Below are 22,371 nucleotides of genomic sequence, written 5' to 3'. Positions count from 1 at the left end.
CTGCCATGCTGAACCTTGCTGAATACCGCCAGCGGCCCGCGCTGCTGGCCGACTGGCTACCGTGGGCCGGGCTGGTGGCGCTGGGCGTCGTCTTGAATAAGGACGGGAGCTTCCAGCGCACGGCCCGGTTCCGCGGGCCTGACCTCGACAGCGCCACGCAAGGCGAGTTGATCGCCACGTCGGCCCGCTTGAACAACGCGCTGCGCCGGCTGGGCTCGGGCTGGGCGCTGTTCATCGAGGCCGAGCGCCGCGCTGCCGCCGACTATCCACGCTCGGAGTTTCCCGAGCCGCTTTCGTGGCTGGTGGACGAAGAACGCCGAGCCGCCTTCGAGGACTCGGGCAACCACTTCGAGAGCGGCTACCACCTGACGCTGGTGTACCTGCCGCCCGAGGAATCCCACGCCCGCGCGGCGGGCATGTTGTACGAGAACCGTCCCACCGAAGGCGTGGACTGGCCAGATTGGAGGGGGCGCCTGACCGCCTTCATCGCGGAGACGGATCGGGTGTTTGACCTGCTCGATGGCGTGATACCGGAAATCGCCTGGCTGGATGACGCGCAGACGCTGACCTATCTGCACGCCACTATCTCGACGCGGCGCGACCGCGTGGGCGTGCCTGAGGTGCCATTCCACATCGACGCACTGCTGACGGACTCCGCGCTGATCGGCGGGCTGGCGCCCATGCTGGGCGACCAGCACCTGCGCGTGGCGACCGTGCGGGGCTTCCCGACCTCGACCTGGCCGGGGATGCTGGACGACCTCAACCGCCTGGGATTTGCGTACCGTTGGTCAACTCGCTTCCTGTGCATGGACAAGGCCGAGGCGGAAAAGGAACTCGCCCGCCTGCGCCGCCAGTGGTTCGCCAAGCGCAAGAACGTCATTGCGCTGCTGCGCGAAACCATCTTCCAGCAGGAAACGCCGCTGGTCGATACCGATGCGAGCAACAAGGCGACCGACGCCGACGCGGCCTTGCAGGAACTGGGCAGCGACCAGGTGGCCTTCGGCTACGTCACCACCACGGTGACAGTGCTCGATGCCAACCCGGCCGCCGCCGACGAGAAACTGCGTATGGTGGAACGGGTGATCCAGGGCCGGGGCTTTGTGACGATCCCTGAAACCTTGAATGCGGTCGATGCGTGGCTGTCATCGATTCCGGGCCATGCCTACGCGAACGTGCGCCAGCCCATCGTCTCGACGCTGAATCTGGCGCACCTGATGCCGGTGTCCGCCGTGTGGGCCGGACCAGAGCGGAACGATCACCTGGGCGGCCCGCCGCTGATCGTGACCCGCACCGAAGGCGCCACGCCGTTCCGGCTGGTCACGCACATCGGGGACGTGGGTCACACGCTGGTGGCCGGGCCAACCGGCATGGGCAAGTCGGTGCTGCTCGTCACCTTGGCGATGCAGTTCCGGCGCTACCTTGGCTCGCGCATCTTCGCCTTCGACATGGGCCGTTCGATGCGCGCAACCATCCTCGGGCTGGGCGGTGAGCACTACGACCTGGGCACGGATGGAGAAATCGCCTTCCAGCCCTTAGCGCACATCGACCGCGGGGGCTACCGCACCTGGGCCGCCGAATGGATCGAAGGCCGCTTGCTGCACGAAGGCGTGGCGGTTGGCCCCGATGAGAAGGCCGCCATCTGGTCGGCGCTGGGTAGCCTCGCCGGTGCGCCGGTGGAGCAGCGCACGATGACCGGGCTGTCCGTGCTGCTGCAATCCAACACGCTGCGCCAGGCACTGGCACCCTATGTGCTGGGCGGTACCCACGGCAAGCTGCTGGATGCGGATGTCGATCGCCTGGGTTCCGGCGCGGTGCAGTGCTTCGAGATGGAGGGGCTGATGCACAGCAAGGCTGCCGTCATGGCCGTGCTGCATTACCTCTTTGCGTGCTTTGATGAACGCTTCGACGGTGCACCCACGCTGCTGATCCTCGATGAAGCGTGGCTGTTTCTCGACGACCCGGTGTTTGCGGCTCGTATCCGCCAGTGGCTCAAGACGCTGCGCAAGAAAAACGTGTCGGTGATCTTCGCCACGCAGTCGCTGGCGGACATCAAGGATTCGAGCATCGCGCCCGCGATTGTCGAAAGCTGCGCGAGCCGCATCTTCCTGCCCAATCCGCAGGCCTTCGAGCCGCAGATCCGGACGATCTACGAGGGCTTCGGCTTGAACTCGCGCCAGATCGAGATCGTCGCCACGGCGCAGCCCAAGCGCGACTACTACTACCAGTCCCGCCTCGGCAACCGCCTGTTCGACCTTGACCTGGGGCCGGCGGCACTGGCCTTCGCGGGCGCGTCCACACCCCAGGACCAGCGTGACATCGATGCGGTGCTCGCCGCATCGGGTTCCTCTGATTTCGCTGCCGGCTGGCTGCGCCATCGCGGCCTGCGCTGGGCCGCCGACCTGCTGACCTCGTTTCCTTCCTCGCAACCCCAGGAGATCTCGCCATGACAACCCGTACCGCATTCACTTCCCGGCTAACCGCGCTGGCCGTTGCCAGTGCCCTGGCTTTCTGCACCGCTCAGCCCGCTCATGCACTGTTTGGCTTGGGTGGCGGGGGAGGGGGCCGCATCGTGTTCGACCCCACGAACTATGTGCAGAACACGCTGACCGCCGTGCGCATGCTGGAGGAGATCAACAACCAGATCAAGCAGTTGCAGAACGAAGCCCAGATGCTGATCAACCAGGCCCGTAACCTGGCCAGCCTGCCGTTCAATGTGGTCAACCGGCTGCGCAGCAACCTGGCGCAGACCCAGCGGCTGATCGCCCAGGCCAAGGGCATGGCCTACGACCTGGCGAACATGGACCAGATGTTCCGGCGGCTGTATCCGGAGCAGTACGCGGCCACCGTCAGCGGCGACCAGATGTACAAGGACGCCCAGGAGCGCTGGAAGAACACGCTTACCGGCTTGCAGACTGCCATGCAGATGCAGGCCCAGGCATCACAGAACCTCCAGGACGACGAAGGGGTGCTGGCCGATCTGGTGGGCCAGAGCCAGTCGGCCGTCGGGGCTTTGCAGGCCATGCAGTCCACGAACCAGTTGCTGGCCTTGCAGGCCAAACAGTCCATCCAGACGCAGCGCCTGCAGCTCACGCAGGATCGTGCCGCTTCGCTGGAACTGGCACGACAGGCGGCGGCGACCGAGCGCGCCCGCGAGGTGCGGCGGCGCTTCATCGGCGAAGGCACGCCGTACACGCCGCAGACCGTCAACTTCTACAGCCGCTGACGGGGCCGAGCCATGAACGACGTTGCGGTCATTGACCGCTTCCTCGACACGTTCTCGCGCTACATCGACTCGGGGTTCGGGCTGCTGCAGGGTGAGGTGGCATTCCTGACAGCCACGCTGATCGTCGTCGACATGACGCTCGCCGGGCTGTTCTGGGCGTTGGGCCATGCCAGCGGTCAGGGCGAGGACGTGATCGCCAAGCTGATCCGCAAGGTGCTGTATGTGGGGGCCTTCGCCTACATCATCGGTAACTTCAACACGCTGGCCGGCATCCTGTTTCGATCCTTTGCCGGGCTGGGCCTGACGGCCAGCGGCTCGACCTTGAGCATGGGCAACTTCCTGCAGCCGGGCAGACTGGCCAAGACGGGTATCGATGCCGCTGCGCCGATCTTCGAGCAGATCGGCAAGCTGGCGGGGTTCCCCGAGGTGTTTGCCAATATCGACATCATCGTGGTGCTGTTCCTCGCCTGGTTCATCGTCATTCTGACGTTCTTCGTGCTGGCGGTACAGCTCTTTGTGACGCTGATCGAATTCAAGCTGACCACGTTGGCAGGCTTTGTGCTGGTGCCATTCGCGCTGTGGAACAAGACGGCATTCCTGGCTGAGAAGGTGCTGGGCAATGTGATCTCGTCGGGAATCAAGGTACTGGTGCTCGCTGTCATCGTGGGGATCGGCACCGGGCTGTTTGCCGAGTTCAAGGTGCCGGCCGGGGCGGAACCCTCGGTGGATCAGGCGCTGGTCATCATGCTGGCGTCACTGGCCGTGCTGGCCCTAGGCATCTTTGGGCCCGGGATTGCGTCCGGGCTGGTATCGGGCGGGCCGCAGCTCGGCGCAGGCGCGATGGCCGGGGCTACGCTGGGCGCTGCAGGAGCTGCTGTAGGCGTGGGTGCGGCAGCGGCCGGTGTTGGCGGCGCGGTGGCCGCGGGCGCACGCATGACCCCGAGTGCTGCCCGCATGGCGGCATCGACCGCCAGCAGCGCCAGGTCAGCGTACCAGACCGGGTCCACCGCAGCAGGCGGTGGCATCCAGGGCGCTGCCGCTGGTCTCGGCAATGTGGCCCGCACTGGTGCGCGCTCGATGAAAGAGCGCTACGCCGCCTCCTTCCGGCCCGATGGCGCCGCCGCATCTGGCGGCCCGCAGGGCGCAGCCGATTCCACAGCGTCTGCCGCTGCCGAACAGCCCGCCTGGGCCAAGCGCTTGCATCGCAGGCAGCAGCTCACCCATGCCGCCACGACCACGGCCCATGCATTGCGCAGTGGCGATGGCTGCAGCACCAGTCAGGGGCCAAGCCTGCGTGATTCCGACTCATAAGGAGAACCCCCATGCGATTTAAACGACCGCAGGTGCGCTACGGCGATACGCCGCAGCCCGCCACCCCGTACCAATCCGCCGCACAGGTCTGGGATGACCGCATTGGTTCGGCCCGCGTGCAGGCCAAAAACTGGCGCTTCGTTGCCTTTGGCTGCCTCGGCCTTGCGCTGCTGATGGCCGGCGGCCTGGTCTGGCGCTCGGCGCAGTCCATCGTGACGCCTTACGTCATCGAGGTGGACAACGCTGGACAGGTGCGGGCCGTCGGCGAGGCCGCCACACCGTACCAGCCCAGCGACGCCCAGGTGGCCTACCACCTGGGCCGATTCATCGGGCTGGTGCGTGGCCTGTCCATCGACCCCATTGTGGTAAGGCAGAACTGGCTCGATGCCTATGACTACGCCACCGACAAGGGCGCGGCCGTCTTGAACGACTACGCCCGGGTGAATGACCCGTTCGCGCGCATCGGCAAGGAGTCGGTGACGGTGCAAATCACTTCCGTGACCCGCGCCAGCGACTCGTCTTTCAACGTGCGCTGGACGGAGACGCGCTACGTGAACGGAGCCCTGGATCGCACCGAGCGCTGGAACGCCGTGGTGTCCATCGTGCAGCAGACCCCGCGCACCGAGCAGCGCGTGCGCAAGAACCCCCTGGGTATCTACGTCAACGGCCTGGCGTGGAGCCGTGAACTCGAATCTTCCGAAGGAGCCAAGCCATGAATCCGCATTTCGGTAAATCCGCCTTGCCGTTGATGATCGTTGCCCTGGCGGGCTGCGCCACGCAGGGCACGCCGCCTCCCACCATCTCGCTCGATGATCCGGTGCAGGCCCAGCCCTTGCCCGAGGTGCCCAAGCCGGTGGAGGTGGTCACGGTGCCCGAGCCGCTGGCACTGCCTGGGCAGATGAAGCCACTGACTGGCGGCGATGCCAAGACCACGCCGGAATCGCCCGATGAGAAGGTGCGCGTGACCCGTGCGAACACGGAGGCCCGTGTCGCCCCCACGCGCGAGGGCTATGTGAACGCGATCCAGGTGTGGCCCTTCACCGATGGCGCGCTGTACCAGGTCTATGCGGCTGTCGGCCGCGTGACCGTGGTGGCGCTCCAGCCCGGCGAAGAGCTGGTGACGGTGGCCGCGGGGGACACGGTGCGCTGGATCGTAGGGGACACCTCCAGCGGCTCCGGCGCCGACGTGCGCGTCCATGTGATGGTGAAACCCATCCGTTCGGGGCTCAAGACCAATCTGGTCATTACCACCAATCGGCGCACCTACCTGCTGGAACTGGCCTCGACCGAGAAGACGTGGATGGCCTCGGTGTCCTGGGAGTATCCGAAGGACAGGATGCTGGCCCTGCAGCGCCAGGCGCTAGCGGCCAGCGCCGCCGCTCCGGTCGATAGCGGCCTGTCGCTGGAGAAGATCCGTTTTCGCTACGCGATCAGCGGCAGCAATCCCTCATGGAAGCCCGAGCGCGCCTTTGATGATGGGCAGAAGGTCTATTTGCAGTTTCCGGCGGGCATCGCACAAGGTGAACTGCCGCCGCTGTTCGTCATCGGTGCGCAGGGCGACGGCCAACTCGTCAACTACCGTTTCCGCTCGCCGTACCTGATCGTGGATCGGCTGTTCGGCGCGGCGGAGCTGCGCCTGGGCGGCGGAAATGGGAAAGGTGAGGGCGACGTGGTGCGCATCGAGCGCACCGATGGCAAGCGGAGGGACTGACCATGCAGGAAGACCATTCTCCCGACCTTGCCGCGCCTTCGGCGGCCAAGGTGGCGCCCGAGGCGGTGGCGCTGCGCGCCCAGCCGCGCGCGGTCACGCGCCTGAACCGCCGTACGTTGGCCATCCTCACCGGCGGCCTGTCGGTCGCCGTGCTCGGGGCCACCATCTGGGCCTTGCAGCCGCACCGGCGCGGTGGTGGTTTGACGGAGCTATACAACGTTGATCGGGTGTCGAAGTCCGAAGGGCTGGATGGCCTGCCTTCGGATTACTCCAAGCTGCCGAAGGTGCCCGAGCTGGGGCCGCCGCTACCGGGCGACCTCGGCCCGGCCATCGTGGCTGCGCAGCAGCCCACCTACACGCCGCCGGGTCATGACCCCAACGATGCCCTGCGCAAGGAAGCCGAAGCGGCGGCGGCTTCGTCGGTGTTCTTCCGCTCGGGCCAACAGGGCAAGGCCGGGGGCGCTGCGCCCGTCCAAGTCGCTGCCGCTGGCCCGGCATCCGCCATGGCGGGCTTCGACCCCATGGCGGCCGGGCCTGCCTCAACGGCGGCCCAACCGACCGACCCCGCCGTGGTGCAGAACGGGCAGGGTCAGAAAGAGGCGTTCCTGAAAGGCGGTTCCGCGGAAACCCGTAATTCCGGCAGCCTCCAGATGCCGGTGTCGCCGTATCAGGTCATGGCGGGAACGGTGATCGCGGCGGCACTCGTTACGGGCATCAAGTCTGACCTGCCGGGCGATGTGATCGCCATAGTGACGGAGCCGGTCTACGACACGGCCACTGGCAAATTCCTGCTGATTCCGCAGGGCTCGCGCGTCCTCGGGCGCTACAACAGCCAGGTGAGCTTCGGGCAGAGCAGGGTACAGATGGTGTGGAACCGCATCATCCTGCCGGATACGTCTTCGCTGACGCTCGACAACCTGGTGGGCACCGACCCTGCGGGCTATGCCGGCTTGGAGGATGACGTGGACAGGCATTGGGGCCGCATCGTCGCCGGCGCGGCGCTGACCACGCTGCTGGGTGTGGGCGCCGAGCTGGCCGCGCCGGAGAACCGTCAGAACGGCAACCGCATCGTGATCGCCGGTCGTGATAGTGCGCAGGACAGCATCAACCATGTGGGCCAGGAGCTGACCCGGCGCAACATGAATGTGCAGCCGACGCTGACGGCGCGGCCGGGCTTGCCTGTGCGGATCATCGCCAGCCGCGACCTTGTGATGCGTCCTTACCAACCCTTGTTCTATCAGCGTGGAGGCATGCGATGAGCACGGCGAAAAAACTCCGCCTGGGCCCGTTGCCTTCCCATGCGAGCACGAAATTGACCTTCACCTGCCCGACCAGCCTGCGTGCAGACCTCGACCGGTACGCCGCGCTCCATGCGCAGACCTACGGCGAGGCGGTCGATGCGGCGGCGCTGATCCCGTACATGCTGGAAGCCTTCATGGCCGGGGACCGGGGATTCAGGCGGGGCGATAAGTCCAAGGCTTCTGTCCTGAAGCCCGGATGACGGCAATGGGCTTGTCCTCGCGAGTCACCCTCGAACGCGCAGCCTGGGCTGCGCGTTCCTCGGTTTGCAGGTCTTCAAGTCCGCATGAACACGCTCCGCTTTGCTGTGTCAGGTTGGCAGCAATGGCCGTTCCCGGCACGCTATGGACTGTGAGCGATGGCAATGGATGCCGTCGCGTTTGCAGCGAGGAGATGCCCATGCGCGCCAGGATTTCGGACGATCAGAAGGTGTTTCAGCCTGCACAGGCGGATGGCGGCTTGGACAGTGACCGGGCCGTGCGTGCGGTGCATCTGCTGCAGGAAGCGCTCGACCTGTTGGGGCATAGCTCAGTCCAGCAGCCAGGGCTTGCAGCGGTTCAACATGACCGGCTGCTGCGGTTGCCCGAGGTGCAGCGGCTGACCGGCCTGGGGCGCTCCGTGATCTACCAGCAGATGCGGGATGGACTTTTTCCGCGCTCGATCAAGGTCGGGCCACGTGCGGCCTCCTGGTCGGAGGCCGCTGTCCAGGCATGGATTCAGCAACGTCTGGCGGCGGGCAGCATGCATGGGTAGTGCCTGCGCGCGGGGCCTCCTGTCGTTGACGAGGGATTCCGGTGACGTCATGAAGGGATTGGGTGGTGGACGGTGAAATGCATGAAACTTCAATAAAAAATCAGGCAATCATGGCCCACATTCACTCTTCCGATGAAGCCCTGCGAGGGGGCGCTGCCCACCTCGCTGGAGAGCTTCAGCCTGGTCGCGTGTACCGGCGCGAAGATCTTGCTCGGATGTCCACGGCGGTCGATCGGCATCTGCGCGAACTGGTGGCCAGTGGCCGACTGAAGAAATTGGCGCAAGGGCTGTACTACGCGCCCAGGCAGTCCAGCTTTGGGCCGCTGCCGCCTGCCGATGACCAGGTGGTGGGAGGGTTTCTGCGAGACAAGGACTTCCTGGTGTTTTCGCCATCGGCATATAACGCCGTGGGCCTGGGCACCACGCAGTTCTACAACCGCACCTTGGTCTACAACCACAAGCGCCACGGCGTCTTCAAACTGGGGAATCGCCAGTTTGATTTCCGGGTGAAGCCGCGGTTTCCAAAGAAGCTCGCCCCTGAATTCCTGTACGTTGATCTGCTGAACAACCTGGATGAACTCGCTGAGGATCGCGAGGAGGTGCTGATCCAGGCGCGCGGCAAGCTGTCGAGTTTCGCCCCTGTTCGTCTGCGAAACGCTGCCGACCGCTTTGGCGGCATCCGCATCGAGCCGCCCGTCGGTATGGAGGTCAAGATCGGGCGCAACCATGACCTGAATTAGTTGAATTTCAGATATTTGACGTATAGCTGAATGACGGATATATTTCGTTTATCTGAATCTCAGGTATCTGTTATGCCGTCGACGTCACATCCTCTGGTCACGGCCGGCCAGTTGGGGGCGATGCTGCAGGCCTCACGCAAGGCCCTAGGGCTGACCCAGTCGGCGCTGGCTGCTCGCATCGGCTTGAGCCAGTCGCGGGTCTCGCATTTGGAACTCAACGCCCATGAGTTGAGCGTGGAGCAACTCCTTGCATGGTGCGCCGCGCTGGGCCTGGAACTGGCCGTCGGGACCCGGAATAGCGCCGCGGTGTCGACGACTCCGACCACGGATTGGTGACATGGGACGTCGATCACACAGCCGCAGCCTGTCCATCTGGACCAACGGTGTGCGCGTCGGCCGATGGACGATTCCCGCTCGCGGAGAGATGGAACTGCAATACGACGCGGATTGGCTTGCTTCCGATATGGGGCGGCCGCTGTCGTTGTCGCTGCCGTTCAACCTCCAGAATCTGCCGGTCAAGGGCGAGAAGGTTGCCAACTACTTCGACAACCTGCTTCCGGACAGTGACGCGATCCGGCGCCGGGTGGCCGAGCGATTCCGGACGGGCTCGACCGAACCGTTCGATTTGCTGAAGGCTATCGGGCGCGATTGCGTGGGCGCCGTCCAGATCCTGGATGAGGACGAGGTGCCCACTGACTTCGATCGCATCGCGGGCGTTCCCCTGTCCGAGGAGGATATCGAGCGGCATTTGATCGAAACCGTTTCGCCGCAGGCCTTCGCCGCGGGTCGGGATCCGGATGCGGACTTTCGCATCTCCCTGGCTGGCGCTCAAGAGAAGACTGCCTTCCTGTGGTGGGGCGGGCAATGGCTTGCCCCGCGTGGCGCCACGCCGACGAGCCACATCTTCAAGCTCCCGCTGGGCCTGATGGGTGGGCGGCGGGCGGACTTCAGCACGTCCGTCGACAACGAATGGCTGTGCCTGCGGTTGTTGAAAGCCTACGGCTTGCCGGTGGCCGATGCCCGCATCGCGACCTTTGGCGGGCAGCGCGTGCTGGTGGTGGAGCGCTTCGACCGGCGCGTCGCACCCAATGGGCAGTGGCTCATGCGTCTGCCACAGGAAGACTTTTGCCAGGTCGAGGGCTGCTCGCCGTTGCGCAAGTACGAGAACGAGGGCGGCCCAGGGCTCAAGGCCCTGTTCGGCACGCTGAGGCAATCGGTGAATGCCGAGGCCGACATGAAGACGTTGATGGCGGCGCAGGTGTTGTTCTGGCTGCTGCGAGCGCCTGATGGCCATGCCAAGAATTTCAGCATCCAGCTTCTGCCGCGCGGGCGTTTCCAGTTGACCCCGCTGTATGACGTGATGTCGGTCTATCCCGTGTTGGGCAGCGGTCCCAACCAGTGGTCGCCGTATGACATCAAGTTGGCGATGGCCTTGCTCGGCAAGAATCGGCATTACGAGATGCAAGGCATCCAGCGCAGGCACTTCAACAGCACGGCGCAGAGGGTCGGCTACGCATCGACCGCCGAGCCGCTCATCGCAGAAATCCTTGCCAGGACTCCAGCGGCCATTGCCGAAGTGCAAGCCGAACTGCCCAACGACTTCTCACCGCGTGTCCTCGACGTCATCCTGGGTGGACTTGAGCAGGCGGCCAGAACACTCGGTGGAATGGCTCCGTAAGAGGAGAAGAATCGATCTTTCCAAGGCGAGTCCGCGCGCGCTAAGTGCATCGTGATCGACGATAAGGTCGACAAAGTGTCAATGTGCCGCAACGTCATGAGCGTGTGCGTGAGGGCATGTTCCCGCGCTCGGTAAAAATAGGGCTCGCGCCTCTTCCTGGTCCGAAGCTGCCATCCTCGCGTGGATTCAGCAGAGACTCGCAACTGGTGGCTCGTGCGGGTAATGCATGGCAGCGCACTGCGCAGTTCTTCGCACGGCCTAGCCTGATTAGATTTGGTTTTGAAAATGGCAAAAGATGCTATTTCGGGAGCGTGTCCCAGAGAAGATTGCTAGCGTCCCAAGGGGGCTTGCGGCGGTTGCTGAGCCTCTGGATGATGGACGTTGGCGTGGGGGCTGACCCCTGCGAGAACTATCCCCTTTGGCTTCAGCAAATGCGTGGAAACTTGGCTGGGTCTGAGCCTGAAGGGCAAGCAGAACAGGGCCAAATTTCCCCCATTTCCTGACTTGGCTCCCCGGGGCCACTTCAATCTCCCAGGTGTTCATCCAGGTTGGGAAGTTTGGCGCATAACCCATTGATATCAAAAATGATAGCAATGCGGGGGAACAAACGGGGGAACAATCGGCAAAATTGAAGTGAAACAATCTAGGCTTTATAAGGCCTGAAAACATTCATTCAATTCCCGCCAGCTCAAGGCAACGCCACACAATGAAAATACGTTGTGTGGCGTTATTTTTTCGTCTTCGCATTGCCTGTTGTTGCCCTGAGATTCACACCGATTTCACACCGGAATCACACCGATTTCCGGGATTCCACGATGCGCAATTGCGGCTTGGGCGGCTGATAGTCCTCACGGATGAACTTGCCATAGGTCCGGAAAACCATCTCCACGTCCTCATGCCCGAGCTGGGCACGGTTTTTATCCACGGCCACGACAAAGCGCTGCCAGGTTCTTCGCGATTGGCCTTCTGCGAGAGTCGCCAGAGTCGCAGCGCGGCGAGTTTCTGCCGCTGGATTTCTACCGCAATCAGTTATGCTGGGAGGCGCTGGGCAATGCTAAGCGGCATAAGCACATTGCCTGAAATTTTCACACTCCGCAGTCTTTCCGATGCCTTCCCGCTTGTCTGCCCAGATACGCAGCCGTTTTGCCATTCCGCTGCCGATGCTGCTGGGATTTGTTGCCGCCGCCATAGCCACGCTGGTGATTGCCATCGTCAATGTCCGTTCGTCAAGCGTACGCACACAGGCCGTGGCCAGCATGGACAATATGACCAATGCCATGCGGCAGCTGAACGAATTCACCGTATCGCTCAAGGATGCGGAAACCGGGCAGCGCGGCTTCCTGCTCACCGGTGATGTCTCCTACCTGGCTCCTTACCGGCGTGCCATCAATGTGCTGGAGACCCAATTGCAGGGTCTGGCGGCCAGCAACGCCAACGACTCCACTCGCCGGCAGTTGGTGGGGGAAATTGATGCCTTGTCGCACCAGAAGCTGAGTGAGCTGGAAGACACCATTGCCTTGCGGCAGGCGGGCAAGATGGATGAGGCGATGGCGGTGGTCCGCACCGACAAGGGCAAGAGCGTGATGGACCGGCTCAGCGATCTGGTGGCCAGCCTGTACCGCCTGCAGAGCCGCGAGCTGGAGCAGCGCCGGCGCACCTGGGAAGAGGCCTCCAGCACATCCACCCACTATTCCTGGATCGGCTCCCTGGTGTTGCTGGCGCTGGTGTTGTCATCCGCGGCGCTGACGGCGCGCGAGTATCGGCGCAAGGCGCGCCAGAGCTGGGTTGCGCAGGGCCTGTCGGGCCTGGGGCAGTGCCTGCAGGGCGGGCACCGACTGGAGGAAATCGGCAAGCGCGCGCTGGAGTACCTTGCACACTATCTGGGGGCGAGGGTCGGCGTGGGCTATGCCTTGGACGATGTCGACGCAAGCTACCGCTTGTTTGGCAGCTTTGCCATGCCCAAGGAGATGGCCGATGCCCGCTTTCGCGCGGGGCAGGGGATGGCGGGGCAGGTGGCAAGCTCGGGCCAGCTGCTCAAGGTGGACGGCCTGGGCGAAGAGCACCTGAGGATCCAATCCAGCACGGGGCAGTCTCAGCCGGCTGAACTGCTGATTGCGCCAGCCGTCGAAAACGGCAAGGTGTATGCGGTGATCGAGCTTGGCTTTCTGCGCCCCACGACGGAGTCGGAGGCCGAGCTGCTCCAGGGCGCGTCCGGCATGCTGGCGGTGGCCATACGCTCGGCGATCGACCGCTCGCGGCTGGAGAGCCTGCTGGAGGAAACCCGGCGGCAGTCCGAGGAGCTGCTGGTGCAGCAGGAGGAGATGCGGGTCAGCAATGAGGAGCTGGAGCAGCAAAGCCAGGCCTTGCAGCGTTCGCAGACGCTGATGGAGCAGCAGCAGCGGGAGCTGGAGCAGACCAATGCCCACCTGGAGGAGCAGACGCACAGGCTGGAGCACCAGCGCGAGCAGCTGCTGTGCGCGCAGGACGCATTGACCGACAAGGCGCGGGAACTGGAGATGGCCAGCCGCTACAAGAGCGAGTTCCTGGCCAATATGAGCCACGAGCTGCGCACGCCACTCAACTCCACCCTGATCCTGGCCAAGCTGCTGTCGGACAACAAGGTGGGCAACCTCACGGCCGAGCAGATCAAGTACGCGCAGACCATACATGCGGCGGGCTCGGACCTGCTGGCCCTCATCAACGATATTCTCGACCTGTCCAAGATCGAGGCGGGCCAAGCCACGGTCACGGTGGAGTCGGTGAATGTGGCCGCGGCGGTGCAGGCGCTGGTCGAGCCCCTGCGCCTGCAGGCACAGCACAAGGGCGTGGAGCTGTCATCGCGCATCGACCCGGGGGTGCCGGCGATCATGCAGACCGATGGATTGCGGCTGGGGCAGATCCTGAAGAACCTGCTGTCGAACGCGATCAAGTTCACGGACCATGGCCGCGTGGATCTGCAGGTGTCGAGCCCTGCACCCGATACCCTGGCCTTTGCGGTGCGGGATACGGGCATCGGCATCCCCGAGCACCAGCAGCAGCTGATCTTCGAGGCCTTTCGCCAGGCGGATGGCAGCACGCACCGCAAGTACGGCGGCACCGGGCTGGGGCTGGCGATCGCGCGCGACCTGGCCCAGCTTTTGGGCGGCGAGATTGCGGTGCAAAGCACGCCGGGGCAAGGCAGCGTTTTCACCTTCACCATGCCGCTGGCGCAAACGGCACAAGCCATGCAAAAGCAAGTGCTGCCTGCGGCTGCCGTGCCGGCCGCCATGCGCGCGCCGCTGGCCGCGCAGGCAAGCACCGTTGCCGCCACAGTGCCTGTGGCCGTGCCCGGCAGCCATGAGCGGCACATTCTCGTCATCGAGGATGATGAACGGTTCGCCGATATCCTGCTGGAGCTGGCGCAGGAGATGGGCTTCAGCTGCCAGGTGGCGCGCAATGCGGCCGATGGGCTCGCAGCGGCCGCACATTGCCTGCCCAAGGCCATCGTGCTTGACGTCAACTTGCCCGATTTTTCGGGGCTGGGCGTGCTGGACCAGCTCAAGCGCAACCCTGCGACTCGGCATATTCCGGTGCACATCGTGTCGGTGGCCGACTACGCCCAAGAGGCCATGGGGCGCGGTGCCGTGGGTTATGCCCTCAAGCCGATCGAGCGCGAAGCGCTGGCCCAGGCCCTGCAGCGGCTGGAGGCCAAGTTCACCCAGAACATGCACCGCGTACTGGTGGTGGAGGACGACGAGCGCCAGCGAGACAGCGTGCACAGCCTGCTGAGCAGCGGTGAAGTGGAGGTGGTCTGCGCCGGCACCGCCGCTGCGGCCCTGGAGCAACTGGGGCAGGGCACCTACGACTGCATGATCATGGACCTGAGCCTGCCGGACATGAATGGCTTCGAGCTGCTGCAGCTCATGTCCGAGCAGGACGGGGTCTCGTTCCCGCCGGTCATCGTCTATACCGGCCGTGCGCTGTCGCGCGACGAGGAAATGCGCCTGCGGCGCTTCTCCCACTCCATCATCATCAAGGATGCCCGCTCGCCCGAGCGGCTGCTCGACGAAGTCACGCTCTTCCTGCACCAGGTCGAGTCCCGGCTCTCGCCCGAGCACCGGCAGATGCTGCAGCAGGCGCGCAGCCGCGATGCGGCGCTTGAAGGGCGGACCGTGCTCGTGGTGGAGGACGATGTGCGCAATGTCTTTGCGCTCTCCAGCATTCTGGAGCCCACCGGCATCGCGGTGGAGATCGCCCGCAACGGCCGCGAAGCGCTCGAAGCGCTGGGCCGTGCCAATGCGGCGATCGACCTGATACTGATGGACATCATGATGCCCGAAATGGATGGGTATGCGGCGATGCGCGAAATCAGGAGCCAGCCGCAATGGAGGCGCCTGCCCATCATTGCGCTGACTGCCAAGGCGATGAAGGATGACCAGGAGAGATGCCTGGCCGCTGGCGCGAACGACTATATCGCCAAGCCGCTGGATGTGGAAAAGCTGCTGTCCCTGGTGCGGGTGTGGATGCCCAAATAGCCATGCCGCACCGCAAAAAAGCCCAGGTTGCGGAAATCGAGCAGCGCCTGCTGCTCGATGGCATCTACCACCGCTACCACTATGATTTCCGGGGATATGCGCAGGCATCGATCAAACGCAGCCTGCAGGCGGCCCTGGTGTCATTCGACTGCCGAACCATCTCCCAATTGCAGGACCGGATTCTGCACGACCCAGCGGCTTTCTCGGTGTTGCTGGGCTACCTGACCATCCAGGTCAGCGAGATGTTCCGCGACCCTGAGTACTTTCTGGCATTGCGCACCGAGGTCATTCCGCTGCTGCGCACCTATCCTTCGCTGAAGATCTGGGTGGCTGGCTGCAGCACTGGCGAAGAGGTGTACTCGATGGCCATCCTGCTGCAGGAAGAAGGCCTGCTGGAGCGCAGCCTGATCTATGCGACCGATATCAACCCCCAGGCGCTGCGCACGGCGGAGCAAGGCATTTTCGATATCGACCGCATGGGTGAGTTCTCGGGGCACTACCTTCGGGCAGGGGGGGCGAAGTCGCTTTCCGACTACTACACCGCGCGCTATGGCCATGTGGTGTTTGACAAGGAGCTGCGCCGCAATGTGGTCTTTGCCGACCACAGCCTGGCAACCGACAGTGTTTTTGCGGAAGTGCACCTGGTTTCCTGCCGCAATGTGATGATCTATTTCGATGCCGAATTGCAAAATCGCGTTCTGGAGCTGTTTTGCCAGTCGCTATGCCACCGAGGCTTTCTGGGCCTGGGTGCCAAGGAGTCGCTGCGATTTTCCAAGCATTCCGACCTTTTCGAGGATGTTGCTTACAAGGAAAGAATATATAGAAAGAAATCAAGAATGTGATTTCTGAGAAATTGATTACGTACGACCAACCCGCATGCAGTGCCCATGGCGAAGTTTGCGGTCATCTCATTTTTTGCGGCTCTGTTTTATGAATGTGAATGCTGGCATAAAATGCCTGATCGTGGATGATATTCCGCAGAACCTGATAGCGCTGGAGGCTTTGCTGCAGGCTGATGGAGTCATATTCCTTAAGGCCCACTCGGCGGTCGAGGCGCTGGAGTTGCTATTGCAGCATGGCGATGTGGCCCTGGCTCTGCTGGATGTGCAGATGCCTGAAATGAATGGTTTCGAACTTGCAGAGCTGATCAGGGGCACCGAGCGGACCCGGCATATACCTCTCATTTTCATGACTGCTGGCTCCCACGAGCAGCATTGGCAATTCAAGGGGTATGAAAGCGGTGCGGTGGATTTTCTCTACAAACCCATCGATCCGCACATGCTGACCACAAAGGTCAATATATTTTTCGAGCTGCACCGCCGCAAGCAGGAGCTGGCCCAGCAGCTGGAGGCGCGCACCGAGGCATTGCGCATCAACGAGATGTTCATGGCGGTGCTCAGCCACGATCTGCGCACGCCGCTGCAGGTCATCAAGATGACCGCCACGCTGCTCAAGCGCCAGACGGATCTGCACCAGATCCCGGAATTTGCCGAACGCCTGCTGAGCAGCAGCCAGCGCATGGGGCGCATGGTCGAAGACCTGCTGGATGTCACGCGGATCCGCCAGGCGGGCGGATTGCGGCTGTCACCCACTGCGTGCGATCTCGGCGACTTGTGTGAACGCGCCGTCGAAGACATCCGCAGCTGCGCGCCCGGGCGGGCCATTCAGTACCAGCTGCAAGGTGATCCGCACGGAACCTGGGATGGCGAGCGGCTGGCGCAGGTGCTCAGCAATCTTTTGGGCAATGCGCTGCAGCATGGTGATCCAGCGGACGCCATATCGGTGGCGCTGGATGGCTCGGACGCTGGGAAAGTCGTGCTGACCATCTCCAATCGCGGCAGTATCCCGGATGATCTTTTGCCGGTGCTCTTCAAGCCATTCCGGGGTGGGGAGCGCAGGCCTGGGCAAGCCGAGGGGCTCGGGCTGGGGCTGTATATCACCCAGCAGATCGTGCTGGCGCACGGTGGCGAAATCCAGGTGCAGTCGCGCAGCGGGATGACGGTTTTTGAGATCACGCTGGCGCGCCACGCCAGTATCGATACTCGCCAAGCGCTGTTGTAGCTTCTATGCCTGTGGCGGCTGCCCGGCTGTCCAACCCGATTGAATGGCATCGAGCAAGCCTTCGAGATCCTCGATATCGAAGGGTTTGCGCAGCACCTGTACATGAGGCCCCCACTGGGCCGGATAAGGCCCCAGATCGTAGCCGGTACACAAGACGATCCAGCGCTCCGGCGCATCTTTCAATAGCTCTCGCGCCAGATCCGTTCCCGACAGCCCGGGCAGGCTGACATCGGTGACCACCAGGTCGAACCTCGTCTGGGCATCCAACGCCAGCGCTTCCTCTGCGGTGGCGCAGCATGTCACCGTGCGCCCTTCACCTTCCATCAGCGCGCCGATGCTGGCGCGCAGTTCTGCATTATCTTCAATATAAACTATCTTCATTTCTTTTTTAATTGTCTTGATCTATCTGTGTGCAGTGGCCATGGGTAAATGTTCGTCAATTGATGAATTATTTTCTGTAGGACGCAAGCTATTGGTCATGTGCAATAAAAGGAAGAGGCGGGCAAGAATTTTTGGAAATCTTGTGTTGTAGGCTATTGCTGACTGTCAATCCGTGCTGCTGCTGACAAAAATATTTTCGAGAATTATTTAAGCTGAAGCTCCAGTCATTGAGATTGGCCATCTTTTGAAAGATGTTCCACTATTGCTGTTGGATTAATATGCTGGAGGCTATATGAACGAAGATCGAATCGCAGGCAACTGGAAGCAGTTCAAGGGTAAAGTTCGTGAGCAGTGGGGTAAACTCACTGATGATGATATAGATGTCATTGCGGGAAAGCGCGATCAGCTGCTGGGAAAAATTCAGGAGCGGGAAGGTATTGCCAAGGAGGATGCGGAAAAGCAGTTGACCGACTGGCAAAAGCGCAATCCTGATTTTCGCTTCGACGATTGATTAACCCGTGGCACTGCATTCAATGCACGCACTGAAAATAATAGTACAGAAAGGATCACCCAATGATGACTCTGAAACCCCGCCTGTTGATGGTATGCACTGCAGCCATGTTTGCCTCGTCCGCATTTGCACTGACGCCTGCGGAACAAAAGGTCGAAAAAGACCGCATCAGCGCTGAATACAAGGCTGCCAAGGATCAATGCAAACCGCTGAAGGGCAATGCCAAGGATATCTGCAAGGAGCAGGCCGAAGGCCGGAAAAAGGTCGGCGAAGCCGAACTGAAATACAAGGCCGATGCCAGCGAAAGCAACCGCTACCAGGTGGCCAAGGCCCGTGCGGATGCGGACTATGCGGTTGCCAAGGAAAAATGCGACGACGCCGCCGGCAATGCCAAGGACGTCTGCCGCAAGGATGCCAAGGCTGCGCATGTGAAGGCACTGGAATCCGCCAAGGTTTCCGAGGTGCGCCATGATGCCGCGGCCAAACCCTCGGACGTTGCCGAGGCCCGCAAGGAAGCCAGCGAGAAGACGCGCGAGGCAGACTACAAGGCGGCCAAGGAGCGCTGCGACGCCTTGTCCGGCGATGCCAAGGATGCCTGCGTTGCCGAAGCCAAGCGCAAGTTTGGCCAGTAACAGTCGGCAGCTATCCGCAAAGAAGGCCTTGGGCCTTCTTTTTTCGGATGGGCTGCAACCGGAAGAAAAGCCAGTGCAGCGCGGCTGCGCAACCAAGGATATCTATGATCAAGGTGGGACTCGTGGACGACCATGCCATCGTGCGCTCGGGCCTGAGGCAATTTCTTGGCGACCATGTGGACATCCGTGTGGTCGGCGAGGCAGAAGACGGCCGCCAGGCCATCGACCTGGTGCGCGCTGAAGAGATCGACGTGCTGGTCATGGATGTATCGATGCCCGGGCAAAGCGGCATCGACGTGCTGGCGATGCTGCGGGCCAAGGCACCCGACATGGGGATTTTGATCCTGAGCAGCTATCCCGAGGAACACTATGCGATCAACCTGATCCGCCAGGGCGTCAGCGGCTATTTGAACAAGGGATGCGATCCACAGCAAATCGTGGAGGCCATCCGCACCATATCGCTGGGCAAGCGCTACCTCACGCCTGCGGTGGCCGAGCTGCTGGCCCAGCAGCTCCAGCGCAAGGGCGATGCGCCGCCGCACGGACATCTGTCGGAGCGCGAATTCCAGGTTTTCCTGAAGCTCGCCAAGGGCGAGACCGCGGGCAGTATCGCCGAGCAGTTGTCGCTGAGCGTCAAGACGGTGAGCACCTACCGCACCCGGCTGATGGAAAAGCTGGCGCTCAACTCCAACAGCGACCTGACCTACTATGCCTTGAAGCATGGCCTGATCGATTGACGGCCTGCCGGGCGCAAATGCTGCTCGCAGGTGCTCGTTGAGAAAAGGCACGACCCTGGCCATCGCGATGGCCACTGGCGCGGCCATAGATATCCCTGCCGTCGCGGTAGGCGCCGATGGACGCACGGTGGTGTTCGAGCCGCAGGGCAGCGCCGCCTTCAACGACGACCATAGCATGCTGCAGGGCGCGTGCTGCAAGGCAGGGGCCTAGTACAGCACATCAAGCTATGCGTGCGCCGGCACCTGGCCGGGGATCCCTTGTAGGATGTTTCTTGGCGGCATGTCAGCTGCATCCTGATTTTTGATTTGCCATGGTCTACTGCATCAAATAGTTAATACCATGGAGCCGGACTTTGACCATTTATCCAAAGAAAGGACTCCATATGCGCAAGGTATCCATGCATTCCATCGTGATCGCCGCTGCCGTGGCAGCCGGCGCCATGTCCATGGTCGCCTGCACGACCACCAAGCCCGAGACCACCTCGGCGCAGCGCGCCGACAGCACCACGCTGCGCACCCGCGTGGCCAGCACGCTGGATCGCCTGTACCAGACGGCTCCCGGCTCCCGGGAGATGGTGCAGCGCGCCAAGGGTGTGCTGGTGTTCCCGTCGGTCATCGGCGGCAGCTTCGTGGTCGGCGTGGAGCACGGCCGTGGCGAGCTGTTGGTTGGCGGCCATGTGCGTGGCGAATATACGACCACGGCGGCTTCGATCGGCTGGCAGGCCGGCGGCCAGTCCAAGGCGGTCATCTATGTCTTCAACACCCAGGAGGCGCTGGACAAGTTCCTCAAGAGCGATGGCTGGGCCGTGGGGGCCGATGCCACCGTGGCCGCTGGCAAGATCGGTGCCAACGGCAACATCGACTCGACCTCCTACGATGCACCGGTCTCCAGCTATGTGCTGACGAACGCGGGCCTCGAAGCCGGCGTGGCCCTGGGTGGCTCCAAGATCACGCGCGTGACGAAATAAGCGCGCTCCGGATCTGAGCCCAAGGGGCCTGTGCAATGCACAGGCCCCTTTCGGCGCATGGGGCGCCGGCCTATTTCACGGCTTCGATGGCGGTCACCACCAGGGCGCCATCGATCTTGTCCGCGCTGAACCTCACCTTGTCGCCGGGCTTGATGCTGTCCAGCATCTGGGGCGAGGCGGCCTTGAAGACCATGGTCATGGCGGGCATGCCGAGATGCTCGATCGCGCCGTGCCTGAGCGTGAGCTTGCCTTGCTCCCGGTCGATCTTGCGCACTTCGCCGTCGACGCTGGTGGCAGTGGCGGTCGCTTCGGCGGCCGCGGCCGGGCCGGCATGCGCGGCATGATCCGCGTGGGGCTGGGCATATGCCGGTGCGGCGGCGGCCAGCACGATGGCGGTCAGGATGAGAGCGAATTGCATGGCGGTTTCCTTTCTGTGTTGGCTTGCATGCGTGCAGTCTTCAATGGCCGGCGTGGCCACTGGGCTTGCGCACCTGCAGGGTGGCGGCGTTCGCCGCCGGTGCGGGGGATGCGGCGGGTGCCCGCGAGGCGGCGGGCAGGTCTGGCGCGCCGCCGGCGGTGTATTCCGCGGCCACGGTGCCGGCCGGATGCCGGTACCAGCCCGGGTCGCGGTAGTCGCCGCGAGGCTGCTGGTCGCGCACCTTGACCACGCTGAACATGCCGCCCATGCCTATGGGGCCGAAGGGGCCGGTGCCGGTCATCATCGGCAAGGTGTTGTCGGGGATGGGCATTTCCATCTCGGCCATGTCGTGCATGCCGCGCTCGCCCATCACCATGTAGTCCGGCACCAGGCTGGTGATCTTCCTGGCCACATCGCGGTGATCCACCCCGATCATCGTGGGCAGCTCATGGCCCATGGCGTTCATGGTGTGGTGGCTTTTGTGGCAGTGGATGGCCCAGTCGCCGGCCAGCGCATCGAACTCGATGGCGCGCATCTGGCCGACCGCGATGTCGGTCGTCACCTCGGGCCAGCGCGCCGATTGGGGTACCCAGCCGCCATCGGTGCCGGTGACCTCGAAGTGCGGCCCGTGCATGTGGATCGGGTGGTTGGTCATCGTCAGGTTGCCGACGCGGATGCGCACCCGGTCGCCGCTGCGGGCCACGATCGGATCTATGCCCGGAAAGGCCCGGCTGTTCCAGGTCCAGAGGTTGAAGTCCAGCATGGTGCTGACCTTGGGCGTGGCGCTGCCGGGCTCGATGTCGTAGGCGTTGAGGATGAAGCCGAAGTCGCGGTCCACCCTGAGCTGGCGCGGATCGCGGGGGTGCACGATGAACAGGCCCATCATGCCCATGGCCATCTGCACCATTTCGTCGGCGTGCGGGTGGTACATGAAGGTGCCGGCGCGCTGCAGCACGAACTCGTAGACGAAGGTCTTGCCGACCGCGATCGGCGGCTGGGTGAGGCCGATCACGCCGTCCATGCCGCTGGGCAGCAGGATGCCGTGCCAGTGCACCGAGGTGACCTCGGGCAGTTTGTTGGTCACGAAGATGCGCACCCGATCGCCTTCGACCGCCTCGATGGTCGGGCCGGGGCTGGAGCCGTTGTAGCCCCAGAGGTTGGCCTTCATGCCGGGGGCGATCTCACGCACCACGGGCTCGGCCACCAGGTGGAATTCCTTGACGCCGTCCTTCATGCGCCAGGGCAGCGACCAGCCGTTGAGCGTGACCATGGGCTGGAAGGGGCGGCCGTTGGGCGGTGTGGGCGGCGGCAAGGTGGCGGCCGAGGTCTGGCTGGCGGCCTCGGGCAGCAGCGCGGCGCCTGCCTTGCTGACGGCCGCGGCGCCGAGCAGCGTGGCGCCGGCGGCCTTGAAGAAGTTTCTGCGGTGGGTCATGG

General features: G+C 63.3%; 22 protein-coding genes. 19 read left to right on the top strand and 3 right to left on the bottom strand.

Features of this window, described 5'->3' with window-relative positions; translation table 11 throughout:
- The first annotated feature begins 5 nt into the window (after positions 1-5).
- The 14 genes from trbE to ACODRX_RS06150 all read left to right on the top strand — a co-directional run bounded on the left by trbE (position 6) and on the right by ACODRX_RS06150 (position 17,290).
- Complete coding sequence (gene trbE / locus ACODRX_RS06215; RefSeq protein WP_488870266.1) at positions 6-2,447, top strand: conjugal transfer protein TrbE; 2,442 nt, start codon at positions 6-8, stop codon at positions 2,445-2,447.
- Positions 2,444-3,223, top strand: coding sequence for a P-type conjugative transfer protein TrbJ (gene trbJ / locus ACODRX_RS06210; RefSeq protein ID WP_488870264.1), 780 nt, complete (start codon positions 2,444-2,446; stop codon positions 3,221-3,223). Before trbE ends, trbJ begins: the two co-directional genes overlap by 4 nt.
- A gap of 12 nt (positions 3,224-3,235) precedes the next feature.
- The gene (gene trbL, locus ACODRX_RS06205; RefSeq protein WP_488870263.1) at positions 3,236-4,534 is read left to right on the top strand and encodes a P-type conjugative transfer protein TrbL; all 1,299 of its coding nucleotides are present in this window, start codon (positions 3,236-3,238) and stop codon (positions 4,532-4,534) included.
- Positions 4,535-4,545: 11 nt separating this feature from the next.
- A complete protein-coding gene (gene trbF, locus ACODRX_RS06200; protein ID WP_488870261.1) occupies positions 4,546-5,250 on the top strand; it encodes a conjugal transfer protein TrbF in 705 nt (234 codons plus the stop codon).
- On the top strand, positions 5,247-6,245 hold the full coding sequence (trbG, locus tag ACODRX_RS06195; protein WP_488870259.1) for a P-type conjugative transfer protein TrbG: 999 nt from the start codon (positions 5,247-5,249) through the stop codon (positions 6,243-6,245). The genes trbF and trbG overlap by 4 nt, the downstream gene beginning before the upstream one ends.
- A gap of 2 nt (positions 6,246-6,247) precedes the next feature.
- On the top strand, positions 6,248-7,504 hold the full coding sequence (locus ACODRX_RS06190) for a TraB/TrbI/VirB10 family type IV secretion system protein (protein ID WP_488870258.1): 1,257 nt from the start codon (positions 6,248-6,250) through the stop codon (positions 7,502-7,504).
- On the top strand, positions 7,501-7,746 hold the full coding sequence (locus ACODRX_RS06185; protein ID WP_488870257.1) for a DUF2274 domain-containing protein: 246 nt from the start codon (positions 7,501-7,503) through the stop codon (positions 7,744-7,746). Before ACODRX_RS06190 ends, ACODRX_RS06185 begins: the two co-directional genes overlap by 4 nt.
- A gap of 197 nt (positions 7,747-7,943) precedes the next feature.
- Positions 7,944-8,297, top strand: a complete 354-nt coding sequence (locus ACODRX_RS06180; RefSeq protein ID WP_488870255.1) for a helix-turn-helix transcriptional regulator — start codon at positions 7,944-7,946, stop codon at positions 8,295-8,297.
- A 110-nt stretch (positions 8,298-8,407) separates the two neighbouring features.
- The gene (locus ACODRX_RS06175; protein WP_488870254.1) at positions 8,408-9,037 is read left to right on the top strand and encodes a hypothetical protein; all 630 of its coding nucleotides are present in this window, start codon (positions 8,408-8,410) and stop codon (positions 9,035-9,037) included.
- 72 nt (positions 9,038-9,109) lie between these two features.
- Entirely contained in the window at positions 9,110-9,373 is a 264-nt protein-coding gene (locus ACODRX_RS06170) for a helix-turn-helix domain-containing protein (protein ID WP_488870330.1), read from the top strand.
- A 1-nt stretch (position 9,374) separates the two neighbouring features.
- Positions 9,375-10,715 (top strand): type II toxin-antitoxin system HipA family toxin, encoded by a 1,341-nt coding sequence (locus ACODRX_RS06165; protein WP_488870253.1) that lies wholly within the window; start codon positions 9,375-9,377, stop codon positions 10,713-10,715.
- A gap of 1,106 nt (positions 10,716-11,821) precedes the next feature.
- On the top strand, positions 11,822-15,229 hold the full coding sequence (locus ACODRX_RS06160) for a response regulator (RefSeq protein ID WP_488870251.1): 3,408 nt from the start codon (positions 11,822-11,824) through the stop codon (positions 15,227-15,229).
- Positions 15,230-15,231: 2 nt separating this feature from the next.
- Positions 15,232-16,071: a CheR family methyltransferase gene (locus tag ACODRX_RS06155; protein ID WP_488870249.1), complete on the top strand. Its 840-nt coding sequence runs from the start codon at positions 15,232-15,234 to the stop codon at positions 16,069-16,071.
- A gap of 88 nt (positions 16,072-16,159) precedes the next feature.
- A complete protein-coding gene (locus ACODRX_RS06150; protein ID WP_488870248.1) occupies positions 16,160-17,290 on the top strand; it encodes a hybrid sensor histidine kinase/response regulator in 1,131 nt (376 codons plus the stop codon).
- Positions 17,291-17,293: 3 nt separating this feature from the next.
- Here the strand turns inward: ACODRX_RS06150 and ACODRX_RS06145 are convergent, their stop codons facing one another.
- Positions 17,294-17,671, bottom strand: coding sequence for a response regulator (locus tag ACODRX_RS06145; RefSeq protein WP_488870247.1), 378 nt, complete (start codon positions 17,669-17,671; stop codon positions 17,294-17,296).
- Between the two features lie 292 nt (positions 17,672-17,963).
- On the opposite strand from ACODRX_RS06145, the gene ACODRX_RS06140 reads away from it, so the two are divergent.
- The 5 genes from ACODRX_RS06140 to ACODRX_RS06120 all read left to right on the top strand — a co-directional run bounded on the left by ACODRX_RS06140 (position 17,964) and on the right by ACODRX_RS06120 (position 20,519).
- The gene (locus ACODRX_RS06140; RefSeq protein ID WP_488870246.1) at positions 17,964-18,182 is read left to right on the top strand and encodes a CsbD family protein; all 219 of its coding nucleotides are present in this window, start codon (positions 17,964-17,966) and stop codon (positions 18,180-18,182) included.
- Between the two features lie 107 nt (positions 18,183-18,289).
- Positions 18,290-18,814: a hypothetical protein gene (locus ACODRX_RS06135; RefSeq protein ID WP_488870245.1), complete on the top strand. Its 525-nt coding sequence runs from the start codon at positions 18,290-18,292 to the stop codon at positions 18,812-18,814.
- Positions 18,815-18,918: 104 nt separating this feature from the next.
- Positions 18,919-19,551: a response regulator gene (locus ACODRX_RS06130; protein ID WP_488870244.1), complete on the top strand. Its 633-nt coding sequence runs from the start codon at positions 18,919-18,921 to the stop codon at positions 19,549-19,551.
- Positions 19,552-19,588: 37 nt separating this feature from the next.
- The gene (locus tag ACODRX_RS06125; RefSeq protein ID WP_488870243.1) at positions 19,589-19,762 is read left to right on the top strand and encodes a hypothetical protein; all 174 of its coding nucleotides are present in this window, start codon (positions 19,589-19,591) and stop codon (positions 19,760-19,762) included.
- Positions 19,763-19,934: 172 nt separating this feature from the next.
- Positions 19,935-20,519 (top strand): BPSL1445 family SYLF domain-containing lipoprotein, encoded by a 585-nt coding sequence (locus ACODRX_RS06120; RefSeq protein ID WP_488870242.1) that lies wholly within the window; start codon positions 19,935-19,937, stop codon positions 20,517-20,519.
- 70 nt (positions 20,520-20,589) lie between these two features.
- Here ACODRX_RS06120 and ACODRX_RS06115 read toward each other — a convergent pair whose 3' ends face one another.
- Both ACODRX_RS06115 and ACODRX_RS06110 read right to left on the bottom strand, forming a co-directional pair.
- Positions 20,590-20,937, bottom strand: a complete 348-nt coding sequence (locus ACODRX_RS06115; protein WP_488870241.1) for a copper-binding protein — start codon at positions 20,935-20,937, stop codon at positions 20,590-20,592.
- A 40-nt stretch (positions 20,938-20,977) separates the two neighbouring features.
- Positions 20,978-22,369 (bottom strand): multicopper oxidase family protein, encoded by a 1,392-nt coding sequence (locus ACODRX_RS06110; protein ID WP_488870240.1) that lies wholly within the window; start codon positions 22,367-22,369, stop codon positions 20,978-20,980.
- Positions 22,370-22,371 lie beyond the last annotated feature (2 nt).

The organism is Comamonas sp. FG99 (assembly GCF_057808605.1).
This window is presented reverse-complemented; position numbering and strand designations above follow the sequence as displayed.